General features: G+C 59.1%; 14 protein-coding genes. 8 read left to right on the top strand and 6 right to left on the bottom strand.

Features of this window, described 5'->3' with window-relative positions; translation table 11 throughout:
* Window positions 1–28: 28 nt before the first annotated feature.
* From choV to NBG89_RS11030, 3 genes are all read right to left on the bottom strand, one after another.
* On the bottom strand, window positions 29–1,081 hold the full coding sequence (choV, locus tag NBG89_RS11040) for a choline ABC transporter ATP-binding protein (protein WP_431319993.1): 1,053 nt from the start codon (window positions 1,079–1,081) through the stop codon (window positions 29–31).
* A complete protein-coding gene (gene choW / locus NBG89_RS11035) occupies window positions 1,078–1,923 on the bottom strand; it encodes a choline ABC transporter permease subunit (protein ID WP_088695277.1) in 846 nt (281 codons plus the stop codon). The genes choV and choW overlap by 4 nt, the downstream gene beginning before the upstream one ends.
* 81 nt (window positions 1,924–2,004) lie before the next feature.
* The gene (locus NBG89_RS11030; RefSeq protein ID WP_088695278.1) at window positions 2,005–2,961 is read right to left on the bottom strand and encodes a choline ABC transporter substrate-binding protein; all 957 of its coding nucleotides are present in this window, start codon (window positions 2,959–2,961) and stop codon (window positions 2,005–2,007) included.
* A gap of 235 nt (window positions 2,962–3,196) precedes the next feature.
* Here NBG89_RS11030 and NBG89_RS11025 point away from each other — a divergent pair, with 235 nt between their 5' ends.
* From NBG89_RS11025 to NBG89_RS11015, 3 genes are all read left to right on the top strand, one after another.
* Window positions 3,197–3,799 carry a thymidine kinase gene (locus tag NBG89_RS11025; protein ID WP_007789867.1) on the top strand — a complete coding sequence of 201 codons (603 nt, stop codon included), beginning with the start codon at window positions 3,197–3,199 and terminating at the stop codon, window positions 3,797–3,799.
* 74 nt (window positions 3,800–3,873) lie between these two features.
* Window positions 3,874–4,947, top strand: a complete 1,074-nt coding sequence (locus NBG89_RS11020) for a hypothetical protein (protein WP_431319992.1) — start codon at window positions 3,874–3,876, stop codon at window positions 4,945–4,947.
* 102 nt (window positions 4,948–5,049) lie between these two features.
* Window positions 5,050–6,174: a DUF2333 family protein gene (locus NBG89_RS11015; RefSeq protein ID WP_431319991.1), complete on the top strand. Its 1,125-nt coding sequence runs from the start codon at window positions 5,050–5,052 to the stop codon at window positions 6,172–6,174.
* A gap of 8 nt (window positions 6,175–6,182) precedes the next feature.
* Here NBG89_RS11015 and NBG89_RS11010 read toward each other — a convergent pair whose 3' ends face one another.
* Together NBG89_RS11010 and NBG89_RS11005 are read right to left on the bottom strand one after the other, a co-directional pair.
* Window positions 6,183–6,908, bottom strand: coding sequence for a LuxR C-terminal-related transcriptional regulator (locus NBG89_RS11010; RefSeq protein ID WP_431319990.1), 726 nt, complete (start codon window positions 6,906–6,908; stop codon window positions 6,183–6,185).
* Between the two features lie 250 nt (window positions 6,909–7,158).
* Complete coding sequence (locus NBG89_RS11005; protein WP_431319989.1) at window positions 7,159–7,671, bottom strand: TIGR00645 family protein; 513 nt, start codon at window positions 7,669–7,671, stop codon at window positions 7,159–7,161.
* A gap of 159 nt (window positions 7,672–7,830) precedes the next feature.
* On the opposite strand from NBG89_RS11005, the gene NBG89_RS11000 reads away from it, so the two are divergent.
* Window positions 7,831–9,510, top strand: coding sequence for a formate--tetrahydrofolate ligase (locus tag NBG89_RS11000; protein WP_431319988.1), 1,680 nt, complete (start codon window positions 7,831–7,833; stop codon window positions 9,508–9,510).
* Window positions 9,511–9,559: 49 nt separating this feature from the next.
* Window positions 9,560–9,826: a hypothetical protein gene (locus NBG89_RS10995; protein WP_431319987.1), complete on the top strand. Its 267-nt coding sequence runs from the start codon at window positions 9,560–9,562 to the stop codon at window positions 9,824–9,826.
* 41 nt (window positions 9,827–9,867) lie between these two features.
* Here NBG89_RS10995 and NBG89_RS10990 read toward each other — a convergent pair whose 3' ends face one another.
* On the bottom strand, window positions 9,868–10,719 hold the full coding sequence (locus NBG89_RS10990; protein ID WP_431319986.1) for an extensin family protein: 852 nt from the start codon (window positions 10,717–10,719) through the stop codon (window positions 9,868–9,870).
* Window positions 10,720–10,982: 263 nt separating this feature from the next.
* Here NBG89_RS10990 and NBG89_RS10985 point away from each other — a divergent pair, with 263 nt between their 5' ends.
* The 3 genes from NBG89_RS10985 (at window position 10,983) to NBG89_RS10975 (ending at window position 16,283) form a co-directional block, all read left to right on the top strand.
* Window positions 10,983–13,100, top strand: a complete 2,118-nt coding sequence (locus tag NBG89_RS10985) for a TonB-dependent receptor domain-containing protein (protein ID WP_431319985.1) — start codon at window positions 10,983–10,985, stop codon at window positions 13,098–13,100.
* 258 nt (window positions 13,101–13,358) lie between these two features.
* On the top strand, window positions 13,359–15,548 hold the full coding sequence (locus tag NBG89_RS10980) for an anthranilate synthase (RefSeq protein WP_431319984.1): 2,190 nt from the start codon (window positions 13,359–13,361) through the stop codon (window positions 15,546–15,548).
* Between the two features lie 15 nt (window positions 15,549–15,563).
* The gene (locus NBG89_RS10975) at window positions 15,564–16,283 is read left to right on the top strand and encodes a DUF2161 domain-containing phosphodiesterase (RefSeq protein ID WP_431319983.1); all 720 of its coding nucleotides are present in this window, start codon (window positions 15,564–15,566) and stop codon (window positions 16,281–16,283) included.
* Window positions 16,284–16,497 lie beyond the last annotated feature (214 nt).

Below are 16,497 nucleotides of genomic sequence, written 5' to 3'. Positions count from 1 at the left end.
ACTTTTTTGGCGGAAGCGGACGGTAGGATCAAGCCTCTTCTTTGCGGCGATGCTGCGTCAAGCCTTCGACGACGTCTTGCGCCGAAATGGTGCCGACGATCGCACCGTTTTCGACAACCCCGATGCTGCCAGGTTGGCGTGAAAGGGCATCGAGGATGTCGATCAGCGGCGTCTCGGCACGTGCCGTGCCGCTGACGCTGGCGCCTGCGGCTGCGTGGCCGAGACCGGCTTGCATGACGTCCCGCGCCGTCAGCATGCTGATCGGGTTCATGTGCTGGACAAAGTCGGCGACATACTGGTCGGCCGGGTTCTTGACGATGTCTTGCGGGGTGCCGCACTGGATAATGCGCCCACCTTCCATGATGGCGATCCGGTTGCCGATGCGGAACGCCTCGTCCAAGTCATGACTGACGAAGAGGATGGTCTTCTTCAGTCGTCGCTGGAACTCGAGAAGTTCGTCCTGCAGGCGCGTGCGGATCAGCGGATCGAGCGCCGAGAACGGCTCGTCCATCAGCAGGATCGGCGCACCCGTGGCAAAGGCGCGGGCAAGGCCGACACGCTGTTGCATGCCACCGGAGAGCTCATTGACCTTGCGGTCGGCCCATTTGGTCAGGTTGACGAGTTCGAGCTGTTCACCGACGCGTTTCTTGCGTTCGGCCTCCGGCATACCCGCGAGCTCGAGACCGAAACCGACATTCTCCGCCACAGTGCGCCATGGCAAGAGCGCGAACTGCTGGAAGACCATCGAGACAGTGTGCATGCGCAGGTCGCGCAAGCCCTTCGCGGTGGTCTTGTAGGGGTTGCAGAGCCCGTTTGGCGTTGCGACCGAAACCTCGCCGCGCACGACGGGCGCCAGCCCGTTCACGGCACGAAGCAAGGTTGATTTACCGGAGCCGGAAAGGCCCATGAGGACCAGGATTTCGCCTTCCTGTACGGAGAGCGAGGCATCCGCCACGCCGAGAACGAGACCGGTCGCGGCCCCGATTTCGTCACGGTTTTTGCCCTGATCGGCCAAGGCGAGGGCGCTTTCTGGTTTATCGCCGAAGACGATGCTGACGTTGTCGAAGCGGACCGCGGTCATACGCCTTCTCCTTCACCTGTCGCACGGAACATGCGGTCGAGAATAATCGCGAGAATAACGATACAGAGTCCAGCTTCGAAGCCCTTGGCGACATTGACCGTATTGAGCGCGCGAACAACCGGCACGCCGAGACCATCGGCGCCGACGAGCGCGGCGATCACGACCATCGAGAGCGACAGCATGATCGTCTGCGTCAGGCCTGCCATAATCTGCGGGGTAGCGTAAGGCAGTTCGACTTTGCGCAGCACCTGCATCGGCGTTGCGCCGAAAGACTCTGCGGCTTCGACGAGCGACGGCGGCGTCGAGATGATGCCCAGACGTGTCAGGCGGATCGGGGCCGGGATCGCGAAGATGACAGTGGCGATCAAGCCAGGAACCATGCCGAGGCCGAAAAGAATAAGCGCGGGAATGAGATAGACGAATGTCGGAATGGTCTGCATCAAGTCAAGAATTGGGCGCAGTGCCGCGTAGACCCAAGCGCGGCGCGCGGCAGCAATGCCAAGCGGGATGCCGACGAGCATGCTGACGAAAGTGGATGCCAGAACCAGCGCGAGCGTTTCGGTGGTTTCTTTCCAGTAGCCCTGGTTCATGATGAGCAGCAGCCCAAGCCAGGTGAATACCGCCACAACGATCGAGCGCCGCAGCCAGTAGGCAATCCCGCCGATGGCAAGGATGACGATCAGAGGATGCGGCTTCTGCAAAACGAACAGCAGCCCGTCGATGACGTGCGACAACAGGAAGGCAAGCTGGTTGAAGAACCAATCGGCATTCGACGTCAGCCAATCCACGAAAGCTTTCGCCCACGCGCCGATGGGAATTTTAGATTCAGTGATCCAAGTCAAGGGCTCGCCTATCCAGAAAGAGCAAGAACAATAGCGATGATATCGGAAGCGGGGTGGTGCAAACCACCCCGTTCGTCATTGTCACAGGCCGAGGCTTTTCTTGACAGCCGCAAGGCCGTCACCGCTGCCGTCGCGAGTCTTCACGCCCGCAAGCCACGGATCCAGCGCGGACGGATTGGCCTTCAGCCATTCCGTCGCAGCCTTTTCCGGCTCGTCACCGTCGTTCAGGATCTTGCCCATCACCTGATTTTCCATTTCCAGAGAGAAAATCATGTTCTTGAGCAAGGCGCCGACGTTCGGGCATTCGTTGAGGTAGCCCGCACGAACGTTGGTGAACACCTTGGCGCCACCGAAGTCCGGTCCGAAGATGTCGTCGCCACCCGTCAGATAGGTAAGCTTGAAGTTGTCGTTCATCGGGTGGGGTTCCCAGCCGAGGAAGACGACCGGCTTTCCTTCCTTCTCTGTGCGGGCGACTTGCGCAAGCATGCCTTGCTCGGACGATTCAACCACTTCCATGCCCTTCAGGCCGAAGGTGTTCTTGTCGATCATGTCCATGACGAGGCGATTGCCATCGTTGCCCGGCTCGATCCCGTAGATCTTGCCGTCGAGTTCGTCCTTATGGGCGGCGATGTCCTTGAAGTCCTTGATGCCGAGTTCAGCGCCCTTGGCATTGGTTGCCAACGTGTATTTTGCGCCAACGAGGTTCGGGCCAAAGGACTCCACCGACTTATCGTCGAGGAAGGGACGAACGTCTTTCTCCTGGGTCGGCATCCAGTTACCCAGGAAGATGTCGATGTCCTTGTTTTTCAGTGATTGATAGGTAACCGGAACCGAAAGAACCTTGACGTCGGGGGCATAGCCCAGTCCTTTCAGGACCACGGAAGCAGTGGCGGTGGTTGCGGTGATATCCGTCCAACCAACGTCCGAGAAATGGACGGTCGAGCAGCTGTCCGGGTCGGCGGAGAATGCAGCGGTTGCGACAGAGAGAGCGGCAACTGCGGTGGCGGTGGTCAGTTTGAATACGCTTGTTGTTTTCATTTTAGACTCCCAGTCTTACGTTCCCAAGCCAATCACCAATAGCCGAGTTTTACAAGCGACCTGAGCGCGTTTGCGCCGCATTGGAGTACCCGATTGCGACGTGAGCACTTTTTCGCGGAGTGCCGGAATTTCAAGGGTTTTGGGCATTTTCGGCCGGGAATTTCCTGTGATTATCAAAATGGGGGACTTTTCTTTGACGTTTCGAGCTTTCAAGAAGCGAAAGACGGAGAAAACGATGGCAAAACTCTATTTTAACTACTCGACCATGAACGCCGGCAAGTCGACGATGCTGCTGCAAGCTTCCTACAATTACGAGGAGCGCGGCATGCGCGTCGTTTTGCTGATAGCGGCCTTCGACGAGCGTGCCGGAAAGGGGATCATCGGCTCCCGGATTGGACTGCAGGCCAGCGCCGTCGCCTTCGAACCGGAGGCAGACTTGCAGGCCTTGATTGGCGAGCTCAGCAAGGAGGGGGAACCCATTGCTTGCGTCTTCGTCGACGAAGCTCACTTCATGACGCGCGAGCATGTCTGGCAGCTTGCCCGGATCGTCGACCGGATGAACATTCCGGTCATGGTCTATGGCCTGAGGACTGATTTCCAGGGGAAGCTTTTTCCGGCTTCCGAGGAGCTTCTCGCGATCGCTGACGAGATGCGTGAAGTGCGGACGATCTGCCATTGCGGACGCAAGGCGACAATGGTGGTGCGTCTTGATGCGGAAGGAAAGGTGCTGCGTGAAGGTGCGCAGATCGATGTCGGAGGCAACGAAAAGTACGTGTCGCTCTGTCGGCGCCATTGGGATGATGCCATGAACGGGCAATGGCTCGCCGAAGCGGTGTGACCATTCCTCAAATCGATTCCGGTTCGGCGGCTTATACGCTAGGTTCGCGGTAACCGATTCATGGAGGCGTCCCGGTGCGCAAGCCTTTCTCCTTCGATACTCAGCTGGAAGCGGCACGAGCGCTCGTGGAACAGCTGCGTCTTGAAGCCAAGGTTTGTGTCGATTTCATCAGTGAGTTTGCCCGCCAAGGGGCTGCTGTCGACGATGAGCGTTTCCTTGTCGAGAATGGACGGTTCCAGGCCTTTGTCACGAACGGCGCGAGCCTGACCAATCTCCTCGCGGAACTCGTGTCCGTCCTCGACACGCTGACGGTCAAGGTGTCGGCAGATCTCGACAGTTTCCGTGGCCTGACGCCAGGCGAGAAATTCATTGGTCGCTTTTCGCGCCAGCGGATGTGGCGTCGCCATAGCGCGCGGGTGCGCGCTGCGCCTGTTGTGGAGCGGTTGCGCGACCTCCTGGTAAAGTCGAACGAAACCGCCGCGGTTATTGCGAGCTACCGCACGATTGCCATCGACTTTCACAAGTTGGCCGAGCACGGATTGATCGGCATCGTCGAACAGCGCCGTCGGCTTGTTGACAGGATCGATATCGCCCGCCTTCGCATCCGGGAATTGAACGCCAAGGCGTTGACGACGCAGGGCAGGATCGGTCTCTACGGAAGCAGGGCCGAATGGGAACGCATGGAAGAGGAGCGCCGCGCGCTGAAAGCGCAGGCCGACCGTGCAGCCGATGAAGAGCGCGCAATGCGCGAGGAAAGTCAGCGCCGCGAACGCTTCATCAATCTCTTCCAGGTTTTCGTCGATGCGCTGAATAGCCAGGTCGGCCAGTGCAACGTTCTCGGCCGCAAGATGGTGATCGACACCGAAGAGCGGTTACTGATCTATCAGGCGCAGGTGGACACCGACATTCCCGGGTCAAAGGTACAGATTTCGGCGGAGCTTTTTCCCGCGATTGCCGGTCCGATTGAATTGTTCGAGCGCAACATGCTGGTGCCGCAGGAACTGGAGCACCGCAAGCGAGCCGCCGATGCCGCCTTCGCGAACAAGTTCGAGACCTTCGGGCCCGAGCCGGACGATGGCTCCGGAGGGCCGCTCATCGATGCGACGAAGATCTCCAAGCGGCTGCGTTTCCGCTTTCTGCGCTCCTAGGCTCCGAAGAAACAATAATATCAGCACGATATTGTCCTTCCCCGAGCGAGCGCATATGTCATTGCGCAGGCAATTTTTGTCCACCACGGCAAGGAGAAGACGATGCTCGACCGGATCGCCGGTTTTTTCAGGCTGATCGGCCGGACCATCGGACGCTGGGCGCGGATTTTCTTTGCCTGGGCGTTCTGGCCATTTATCGCCGCCCGCGGCTGGTACGTGCAGCGCACCTGGATGGTTCGGTTGCCGATCCTTGGTTTTATCGGGCTGCTTGCCGTTCTCTATTGCTATTTCATCTGGCAGACGCAGGTCTGGTCCGGATTCAACCCGTCCTTCGTCAACGAATACAGACTTTCTGAGCGAAAGGTTGCTGCCGGGCAGGAGCTACCGTCAACAGACGGCGCGGCGACTACCAAGACCTGCCAGCGCTCTGCCATCGTCGATGTCGTTGCCGACCTGGTCGACTTCAACGTCAATCAGAATGCGTGGATCTCGTCCATGCTGCTCTATCGTCTCGGCCTTTTCGGCATCGACTGGGATCATACGCCGTTTCTCGACAATAAGGCGTCGTTCCAGCGTGGTGTGAATCAGGCGGTTCGCCGCACCTCGGTTGAACTGGTCGACACGCTCGGACGTGTGCGCGGCACCTCGGGGATCAACAACGACCTGCAGAAAGCGCGCGGCAACCTGCAGTTCGACGAATACAGCTGGTATTTTGGACTTGATCCGTTCGGGCCGAAGACGCCGACACCGAGCTATTATCGCTCCGCTCTCGAAAGCCTGCGCAAGTTCAATACGGATCTGGCAGCCTGCAACGCGATCTTCGATGGACGCGCGGATAACCTCATCCAGTTCATCGATCGTATCGCCAACGATCTCGGCAGCACCTCGGACGTGCTTGCAGACCGCTCACAGAATCATCATCGCGGCTGGTTCGACACACGCGCAGACGACCGCTTCTGGTTCGCCTATGGGCAGCTCTATGCCTACTACGCGATCCTTGCCGCCGCACAGTCCGACTTTTCCCAGGTCGTTGCGGAGCGCAATCTAGGCGCCATATTCGGCGCAACGATGAGGCAGTTCCAGGCGGCGTTGCAAATTCAGCCGGCAATTATTTCCAACGGTCGGGAGGACGGCTGGATCATGCCGAGCCATCTGGCGACGATGGGCTTCTATATTCTTCGCGTCAGGTCGAATCTCGTCGAAATTCGCTCTGTGCTCGATCGCTGAGCGTCGCGTCAGTTGATCAGCTTCATCCGGATCGCCTTGGCGACAAGTTGCGTCCGGTTCACGCAGTCGAGTTTCTTGATGGCGCTGGTCATATAGGCATTCACGGTGTGATCCGACAACGAGAGGATCTGGCCGATCTCGATCGACGTTTTTCCCTGCGCCGTCCAGCGAACGACCTCGCGTTCGCGAGCAGAAAGCGGCGTATGCTCGGTGACCTTCGACTGCTTCGTGCGGTGATAGGCGTCAAGCAGATGGAGCGTCACCATCGCGAGTTCGTTGAGCTCGGTTTGTCCAAGTACCGGGCGGTCCCCGGCCAGCCAGAACAGGATTCGCTCACCGTTACGGGTATATGCCGGGAGCGCAACGCCGGTCGGAATGCCGAACTCGTGCTGAAGCTTGTTCAACTCGTTCGGGAAAGTGTAGGCGCAGGAGTTGTCGGAAAGGCTCCATGAGCGCGGCAGAGCCGAGTCGCCCATTCCCATCGACAGCATGGGAAAACGCATGATGCGGGCGCGGTCGAATTGGTTGAAGTAGGCGGATGGAAGCGATGTTTCAATGAGGAGGGTTTTGAGGAGAACGCTTTCAGGAGCGGGCGCAAGCATCAAGGTGATATGCCGGAAGCCATAGGCGCGCGCTACTTTGACGAGAATTTGTGCGAATTCGGCCCTGGTATTGGTAGCTGAAATCTCCGTGGCCAGAGACAGCTGCCTTTCCGAGGTAGTCATGTAAGACATCAATGCGTCCCTGCTTACCTTCATTTCAGCGCTATAGAATATGCAAACTGATATATTTGCTAGTGCGAAACGGCCGCGCACGCAGCGATTAATTTCAAATGTATTACTTTAACCACAGAATCGTCCTATGGTTGCGGCGCTTGTTGTTCGAAACGCAACCCAAGGAAACGGGACCGGCTCTCCGCGCAGCATCGAAGGAAATATGGAAGTTCGTCCGGAAGACACCAATCGCCTGCGAATCGCTTCACGATCAGATCTTGTCCGCCACTTTCGCCTTTTTGGTTATCTGCTCGAGGAAGCCGAGCATCACCGCGGAGACGACAAACGCCAGATGCATCGCCGTCAGCCACATGATCTTGCTATCGGTGTATTGCTCGGCATTCAGGAAGACCTGCAGCAGATGGATCGATGAAATTGCCACGATCGACGACGCGACCTTGATCTTGAGGCTGCCGGCGTCGAGCTTGCCGATGAACGAGACATCGTCCTCGCGCTCGTCAAAGCGGCTGACGAAATTCTCGTAACCGGAGATCATCACCATGACGATGAGGCTGGCGACCAGTGCGGCGTCAATCAGGCCGAGCATGGCGAGGATCATTTCGCCCTCGTTGAGGACGAATACGCCGCCGGCCACCTTCAGGAATTTGTAGCCGAAGGAGACAGCATAGACGGCGAGCGCGAGAGATAGGCCGAGATAGAAGGCCACGAGTATCCAGCGGCTCGATAGGATGATGCGCTCGACGATGAGCTCGAGTGATTTCATGTCTGGTCCTCGCAACATATGGAATCAATGCCTGACAGATAGCTGCTTGGATGAGCTTTGGGCAACCAGCGCACTATTCACAGTCTCGGCATATTTCGCTATCCCGTTGAAACAAATATGTGACGCCGATCGAGCGTGGAGAACCGCGGGGAAACGGGGATGACAGCGTACAAATCCGACATCGAGATTGCGCGTGCGGCGGAGAAGAAGCCGATTTTCGAAATTGGTGAAAAGCTCGGCATCCCTCAGGCGCAACTCGCGCCGTATGGGCATGACAAGGCCAAGCTCAGCGCGCAATTCATTGCCGCGCAGGCAGACAAGCCCGATGGCAGGCTGATCCTCGTCACGGCAATCAATCCGACCCCAGCCGGCGAGGGCAAGACGACGACGACCGTCGGCCTCGGCGATGGGCTGAACCGGATCGGCAAGAAGGCGATCGTCTGCATCCGAGAGGCTTCGCTTGGACCATGTTTCGGAGTGAAGGGCGGGGCCGCGGGCGGCGGTTATGCGCAGGTCATTCCGATGGAAGACATCAACCTGCATTTCACGGGCGATTTCCACGCGATCACCTCCGCCCACAATCTGCTCGCTGCAATGATCGACAATCACATTTATTGGGGCAACGAGCAGGACATCGATCTGAGGCGTGTCACCTGGCGACGCGTGATGGACATGAACGACCGGGCTCTACGCGAGATGGTCTCCTCGCTGGGCGGTGTGGCCAACGGCTTTCCCAGACAAAACGGCTTCGACATCACCGTCGCTTCCGAGGTTATGGCCATACTTTGCCTCGCCAAGGATCTCGAGGATCTGGAAGTGCGTCTCGGCAACATTATCGTCGGCTACCGTCGCGACAAGTCGGCCGTTTCTGCCCGTGACCTGAAGGCGGACGGGGCAATGGCGGTTCTCCTGAAGGACGCCATGCAGCCGAACCTCGTCCAGACGCTAGAAAACAATCCGGCCTTCGTGCATGGCGGCCCGTTCGCCAACATTGCGCATGGCTGCAACTCGGTCATCGCCACGAAAACGGCGTTGAAGCTCGGTGACTATGTCGTGACCGAAGCAGGCTTCGGCGCGGATCTCGGGGCGGAGAAGTTCTTCGACATCAAATGCCGCAAGGCGGGATTGAAACCGGATGCCGCTGTCATTGTTGCGACGGTGCGCGCGCTCAAGATGAATGGCGGAGTGAAGAAGGACGATCTTGGAACCGAGAATGTTGCCGCGCTGAAGAAAGGCTGCTCCAATCTCGGCCGCCATATCGCCAATGTTCGCAAGTTCGGCGTTCCAGTCGTCGTCGCCATCAATCACTTTGTCTCGGATACGGACGCGGAAATCGCAGCGGTGAAAGAATATGTCTCGCGCTTGGGGGCGGAGGCGATCCTCTGCCGGCACTGGGCCGAGGGCTCCGCCGGCATCGAGGAGCTTGCCTACAAGGTGGTCGAGCTTGCGGAATCGGGACAGTCGCGATTTGCGCCGCTCTATCCCGACGATGTCTCCCTGTTCGAGAAGATCGAGATCGTGGCATCGAAGATTTACCACGCAGGTGAGGTGACCGCTGACAAGGCGGTCAGGGACCAGTTGCATGCCTGGGAGGAGCAGGGTTACGGGCATCTGCCGGTCTGCATGGCTAAGACGCAATACTCCTTTTCGACCGATCCGAACCTGCGGGGGGCGCCCGAAGGGCATATCGTGCCGGTTCGTGAAGTGCGTCTCTCGGCCGGCGCGGGCTTCGTCGTTGCCATCACCGGTGAGATCATGACGATGCCCGGCCTGCCGCGATCGCCCTCGGCGGAGCGGATCTATCTCAATGATCAGGGCTATATCGAGGGATTGTTCTGAATCTCTCCGCAATGCGGGGAGCTATGCGGTTCACCGGCTTGGATTGGAAATGGCGATGTCACCTTGTAGCTTTGCTCAACGCCATGTTTTTGCGGTGGCGGCAGTCCTTTTGCTGGCTGTTAACGGCGCTGTGGCTGACGAGCGGGTTGCTGCCGAACAAAGCATGGCCGATTTTATGAACAGGAATCCCGACTGCATGGAATTCAGCGATCAGTGTTCGATCTGTGCCGTGGTCGATGGTAAAGCCGCTTGTTCCACGCCTAGCATCGCCTGCATCAAGGCACCCTATGTCTGCACTCGGCAAAGAGGCGACTGACTGAGCACGCCCGGAGCGTCGGCTGAAATTAGCGAAGCCTGCTAATGGCAATAACGATATCCTCCGTTCCGCTCCAACACGTCGAGATGGAAGTGCGTTTCGTGGGCTGCGTCACTTTCGGGATCCAGCACCGTGGTGAAGTAGAGACAGCCGGCGGCGCTGATCGTGCGCTGGAAGGCTCCGATCAGTGTTGGATCTTCCCTGCGGGGCTGCACGGCGATGTCCTTGCCCTTGTCGAAGCTGAAGCTTGCAATGTCGATCGCGTTACCGCGTGCATGCTCTGATACCTTGCCGGTCTCCGCCCCATTGCGCAGGCGGCAGATATAGGATGATGCCTGATTGACGCTGACAATGTTTCCCTGATCCGATGCCGCGACGCTGGCGGCCGGTATCACGCTCTCCTTCATCCAGCGAGCAAGTGCGAGGGCGACAGGGCATCGAAAGACCGCGTCCGGTTTAATTTTTATGCCCGGTAACACTTCGGTGACCTTGATCGGTTTGTCGATGCCGCAGCCGTTGCCATCGTCGATCCGCGATATGTCCTTGAAGACGACGCCAAGGCCCTGCAGCTCTTTGACACATTCGGAATGTGCCTCGTCGCTTTCTGCTGCGATTGTCAGATGCTGCTCTTCCAGCGTTTGCTGAGAAGGCAGCTTCGGTCCCTGCTTCTCCGGCTCGGCAGAAGTGTCGGTCGGCAGCGGCTCGGTCGACGGTGTTCCCGCATCGGGCCGATCCGGCTTTGGTTCAGGCTTCGGCGGAGGCGTTGGAGCTTGGGGGGCAGGGCCGTATTCGGCTGGCCGTATTTGCGGCTGGGGGCCCTTCTTCGGCAGGCTGGCGCTGGCCAAAAGTCCGATGCAGCTCAGCGCTGCCAGAATCACGATGATCTTCTTCACGCATCCACCCGTTGTATATTGATGCGGGAGGAGAACGTGCGGATGTGATTTTCGTTGCAGTTTCGCAACGCTGATCGTTGCGATAAAAATATGAGTTATCAAATCAAGATAACTTTGATCTTATATATTGACAATAATACTCATGTTTTTTATGCGGCAAAAAGAAGGCGAAAATCTTCGCCTGAATGCCTAGCCAGCCCATCGAAAACGCAGTCGCGTCACGACCAGCCAGCCCGGTGACATTATCTCAAGGGGTTGTTTTCATGATCGTCCGGCACTCTCGCTCGGTTCTACTTGCCTGCACGGCACTCGCCATCGTTATGCCTTCCGCCATCGCCTTCGCACAAAGCGCACCTTCGACCGCGCAGACCGCCGAAGAGCAGAAAGCCAAGAACGAAGCTGATACGTTCCTCTCGCCAATCATCGTGAAGGGCAGCCGGCAGGCGGCCAACGATCCCTACACCAAGCCGGGTCCTTCGAGCACGGTCACCGCGGACCAGATCAATCTCCAGGCCGGTCAGGGTACGGATGATCTGTTGCGCAGCGTTCCCGGAACGTCGACGGCCAACAATCCTCAGAACCCCGGTGTAGCCGTCAACATTCGCGGTTTCGAGGGGTCCGGCCGCGTCAACATGTCGATCGACGGCGTCCGCCAGAACTTCCGGTTCACTGGCCATGAGGCGCAGGGCTTTACCTACATCGATCCGGCGTTCCTGGCGGGCATCGACGTGACCCGTGGATCAGTTACCGGTATCGGCGGCGGTGCGCTGGCCGGCACGGTCAATTTCCGCACCTATGACATCGATGATCTGATCCAGGGCGACAAGAACTACGGCGGCATCGTCTCCGCGACGGTCGGGACCAACGAACTCGGCTGGTCCGAGTCGGCTATCGGCGCCTATCGGTTCAACGATGTCTTTGCCGTTCTCGGTGGTATCAGCAAGAGCGATCCGCGCAATTTTGAAAACGGTGATGGCGTTACGGTGCCCTACACCGAGCAGGACCTGCTTTCGGGCATGCTGAAGGCGGAAATCACGCCGAACGCCGAGAACACCATCAAACTCGGTGGGATCAGCTACGACAACGACTTCTTCGCGAACTCCTACTTCCAGAACGTGAAGAACAAGACGTTTGCCGCCAGCTATGCCTATACGCCTGGCGACAACGACTTGATCGATTTCAAGACGAACTTCTATTATAACCGCCTTGAGATGCAGTACGACACGAACGCCACGGGCGGCGGTTCGGCTGCCGGTCGCCGGATCAAGGACACCGGCATTGGCTTCGATGTCTCCAACACGTCCAAGTTCGATGTCGGCGACGTCGCTGTCACCACCAAATATGGTGTCGAATACTTCCACGACGACTATGACGTGATCAACAGCCGGACGCAGCCTTTGGGTGGCGTCAATGGCAGTGGCAAGAGCGCTATCCTCGGCGTCTTCGACACGACCACGCTGACCTACGGCATGGCGGACCTGACGCTTGGTTTGCGCTACGACCATTTCGACCTCGACGGATCGGGCGCTGTCGTTGCCGGGAACCCGTTGGGCTTGCCAGCTGGTCCCTACACCGTGGACAAGTCAGAGGGGCGTCTGAACCCGAGTGTCACCTTCGCACTGAATCCGACCGAGTGGTTCCAGCCCTACGTGACGTACGCGGAAACCCAGCGTGCGCCGACCGTCAACGAGATCTTTGCCGGCGGTACACATCCAGGGGGAACGCAGAGCTTCTTCCCGAATCCGTTCCTGGAGGCGGAAACCTCCAAGGGTTGGGAAATCGGCGCGAATATCAAGTTTGATGGACTGCTGGATGCGGGCGATAGCTTCCGCCTGAAGGCAAATTACTTCTACGACAACATCGACAATTACATCACCGCCGCACTTCTCAACGGTGGTCGGCAGATCTTCTTCGTCAATAATCCGGGCACATCCAGAGTGAGCGGCTTCGAGCTGCAGGCCGCCTACGATGCGGGCTTTGTCTTCGGTGATCTTGCCTACACCTACACGGATACGAACCTGCCCTCGCAGGTCAACGGCTTCGGAGTGCAAAGCTACCTGCCTGACAGTATCTTCAGCGCGACGCTCGGTGCTCGCTTCCTCGAGGATCAGCGCCTCACCGTTGGCTCGCGCTTCTATGCCGTCAGCCGAGCTTACGTCGGAAGCGTGAATGTTGCCGCCGGAACCAGCCCGTATCAGCCGGGCTACGGACTGGTCGACCTCTTTGCGAACTACAAGTTCGAAAAGGGCTTCGAGCTGACTGGAAGCGTCACCAACGTCTTCGACAAGACCTACACGCCTGCGTCTAGCACGATTGCCGGCAACACCATTGAAACCGGTCGTGGGCGCACGTTCATGATCACGGCACGCGCACGCTTCTAAGCGGCTCGCGCATCGCGAAGGGCGGCCACTGCGCCGCCCTTTTTCATTCGTGGGATTAGGCTCTTGCGCTCGGTCCGATCTCACGCTAACAATTCCGCCCATGCACACGTCCTTGAACATTGCAGTTTGGTGGTGGGCTCGCTGAGGCGGCCTCGACCAATCGTGTCCAAAGACGACGAGTGAGCCGCCCGGAAAACGCCAGGCGGCTTTTTTGTTTTTAGGCTGCCTGTCATCCGGGCCCGATAACGGAGTGGAACAATGGTAACGATCCTTCGGGATGACGGAGCGGAAATCTACGAGACGAAGGGCGGCATATCGGTCACCCGGCAGCGCAGGGCGATCCCCTACGCTGACGCGGTCTCGTCCTATATCGACAAGCTCGACGAGCGCCGTGGCGCGGTGTTTTCGTCGAACTACGAATATCCGGGCCGTTACACCCGCTGGGATACCGCTATCGTCGATCCGCCGCTCGGTATTTCCTGCAACGGTCGCCACGTATGGATCGAAGCCTATAACGAGCGCGGCGAGGTTATCCTCGGCTTTGTCGCGGAGCGGCTAAAGACGGTTTCGGATCTGGTGCTTGGCACTTCGACGGCGCGGCGGCTGGATCTGACTGTCAAGACGCCTGAGCGCGCCTTTACCGAGGAGGAGCGCTCGAAGATCCCGACGGTGTTCACCGTTCTGCGCGCCATCACCGAGCTGTTCTATTCCCAGGCGGATGCCAGCCTCGGTCTTTATGGCGCCTTCGGCTACGATCTTGCCTTCCAATTCGATGCGATCAATCTGAAGCTGACGCGCCAGGCCGACCAGCGCGATATGGTTCTCTACCTGCCCGATGAGATCCTTGTCGTCGACAACTATTCGGCCAAGGCCTGGATCGACCGCTACGACTTCGAAAAGGGCGGGCTTTCGACCGAGGGCAAGGCCGGCGACATTCCGGCAGAACCCTTCCAGCGCACCGATGCCATTCCGCCGAAGAGCGATCATCGCCCCGGCGAGTATGCCGACCTCGTTGTCAAGGCGAAGGAGAGCTTCCGCAAGGGTGACCTCTTCGAAGTGGTTCCGGGCCAGAAGTTCATGGAGCGCTGTGACAGCAAGCCGTCGGACATTTCCAAGCGGCTGAAGGCGATCAACCCGTCGCCCTATTCCTTCTTCATCAATCTCGGAAATCAGGAATATCTGGTCGGTGCCTCGCCCGAAATGTTTGTGCGTGTCTCCGGCCGCCGCATCGAGACCTGCCCGATCTCCGGTACGATCAAGCGCGGCGACGATCCGATCGCTGACAGCGAGCAGATCCTCAAGTTGCTGAATTCCAAAAAGGATGAGTCCGAGCTGACGATGTGCTCGGACGTCGACCGCAACGACAAGAGCCGCGTTTGCGAGCCGGGTTCGGTGAAGGTCATCGGCCGCCGCCAGATCGAGATGTATTCGCGTCTCATCCACACGGTCGATCACATCGAGGGTCGCCTGCGCGACGACATGGATGCCTTCGACGGCTTCCTCAGCCACGCCTGGGCCGTGACGGTCACCGGTGCGCCGAAGCTCTGGGCCATGCGCTTCATCGAAAGCCACGAGAAGAGCCCGCGCGCCTGGTACGGCGGTGCAATCGGCATGGTCGGCTTCAACGGCGACATGAACACTGGCCTCACGCTGCGCACGGTTCGCATCAAGGACGGGATCGCCGAAGTCCGGGCAGGGGCGACCTTGCTCAACGATTCCGATCCTCATGAAGAAGAAGCCGAAACCGAACTGAAGGCCTCCGCCATGCTTTCCGCCATCCGCGATGCCAAGGCCGGCAACTCCGGCAAGGTCGGCCGCGACGTTGCTGCCGTCGGCACGGGCGTCAAGATCCTGCTTGTCGATCACGAAGACAGCTTTGTCCACACGCTCGCCAATTATTTCCGCCAGACGGGGGCGACTGTTTCTACCGTCCGTACGCCGGTGCCGGAGGAAATCTTCGACCGGCTAAATCCTGATCTCGTTGTGCTGTCGCCGGGTCCCGGCAATCCGAAGGACTTCGATTGCAAGGCGACGATCAAGAAGGCGCGGGCCCGCAATCTGCCGATCTTTGGCGTCTGCCTTGGCCTGCAGGCCCTGGCCGAGGCCTATGGCGGCGAGCTGCGGCATCTGGCGCTGCCGATGCACGGCAAGCCGTCGCGCATCCGTGTGCTGGAGCCCGGCATCGTCTTCTCTGGCCTCGGCAAGGAGGTGACGGTAGGGCGCTATCACTCGATCTTTGCCGATCCCTCGACGTTGCCACGTGACTTCATCATCACGGCGGAAAGCGAGGATGGCACGATCATGGGGATCGAGCACGAGAAGGAGCCGATCGCCGCCGTACAGTTCCATCCGGAATCGATCATGACGCTCGGCGGCGACGCCGGCATGCGGATGATCGAGAATGTCGTCGCGCATCTGTCCCGCAAGGCAAAGACAAGGGCGGCCTGACGACGGCGGTTGTCGATGGAAACCTCGCTCTATCTGCCGGTCAAAGGCTTTCTGGAGGCGGCGGGCTACGTCGTCAAAGGCGAGATCGGCGGATGTGATCTCGTCGGCCTAACCGAGGGCGAGCCGCCGGTCGTCGTGGTGTGTGAGCTGAAACTCAGCTTCAATCTCGAGCTTGTCCTGCAGGCCGTTGATCGAGCCGCGATGAGCGACGAGGTTTGGATTGCCGCCCGCGTCTCCGCCAAGGGACGCGGGCGCGAGGCCGACAAGCGCTATCGCGATCTTTGTCGCCGGCTGGGGATCGGTATGCTCGGCGTGTCTGATGCCGGCGAGGTCAGCGTCATCGTCAGTTCGGTTTCGCCGATGCCGCGCACCAATCCGAAACGCCGGTCGCGGCTCGTCAGGGAGCATCAGCGTCGGCGCGGCGATCCAGCGGTCGGCGGCAGTACACGTGCGCCTGTCATGACGGCCTATCGCCAACGGGCGCTAATCTGTGCCGCGGCACTCCAGCAGGGGATGGTGCGGCCGCGCGATATGAAAGCGCTGGCAGCGGACGCGGGCAAGATCCTGCTCGCCAATGTGTATGGCTGGTTCGAACGGCGGGAGAAGGGCGTCTATGCCCTGACGCCAGCAGGTAAGGCGGCGCTCCTTCGTTGGCCACAATCGATCAGCATCGCGGCCGAGATCGCCGGTGGTCCAACGTCTGCAAGCTCTGAACGCTCCTCGGTCTATTTATAGCGATCCTGTCTGCGGTGGCATCGACGTTGGGCGGGTGTGCAGCTTGCTTTGGCGCCAGGACCCGGCCGACGGGACAATCGTGTCGGATTGCAGAAAATGAGGGGCTCGCCAGCTTTCTTGCAGCCTGTGTTTGACAAAATAGGTATCATCGCACATATGAGCCTCATGGGCCGCCTGCGCGATTTTCGCGCGGGCGGTTTTGCGTTTGAATGGG

It is taken from the genome of Rhizobium sp. YTU87027 (genome assembly GCF_050644135.1).
Lineage (GTDB): Bacteria > Pseudomonadota > Alphaproteobacteria > Rhizobiales > Rhizobiaceae > Rhizobium.
The sequence above is the reverse complement of the archived record's forward strand: the minus strand, read 5'-3'. Positions and strand labels throughout refer to the sequence as shown.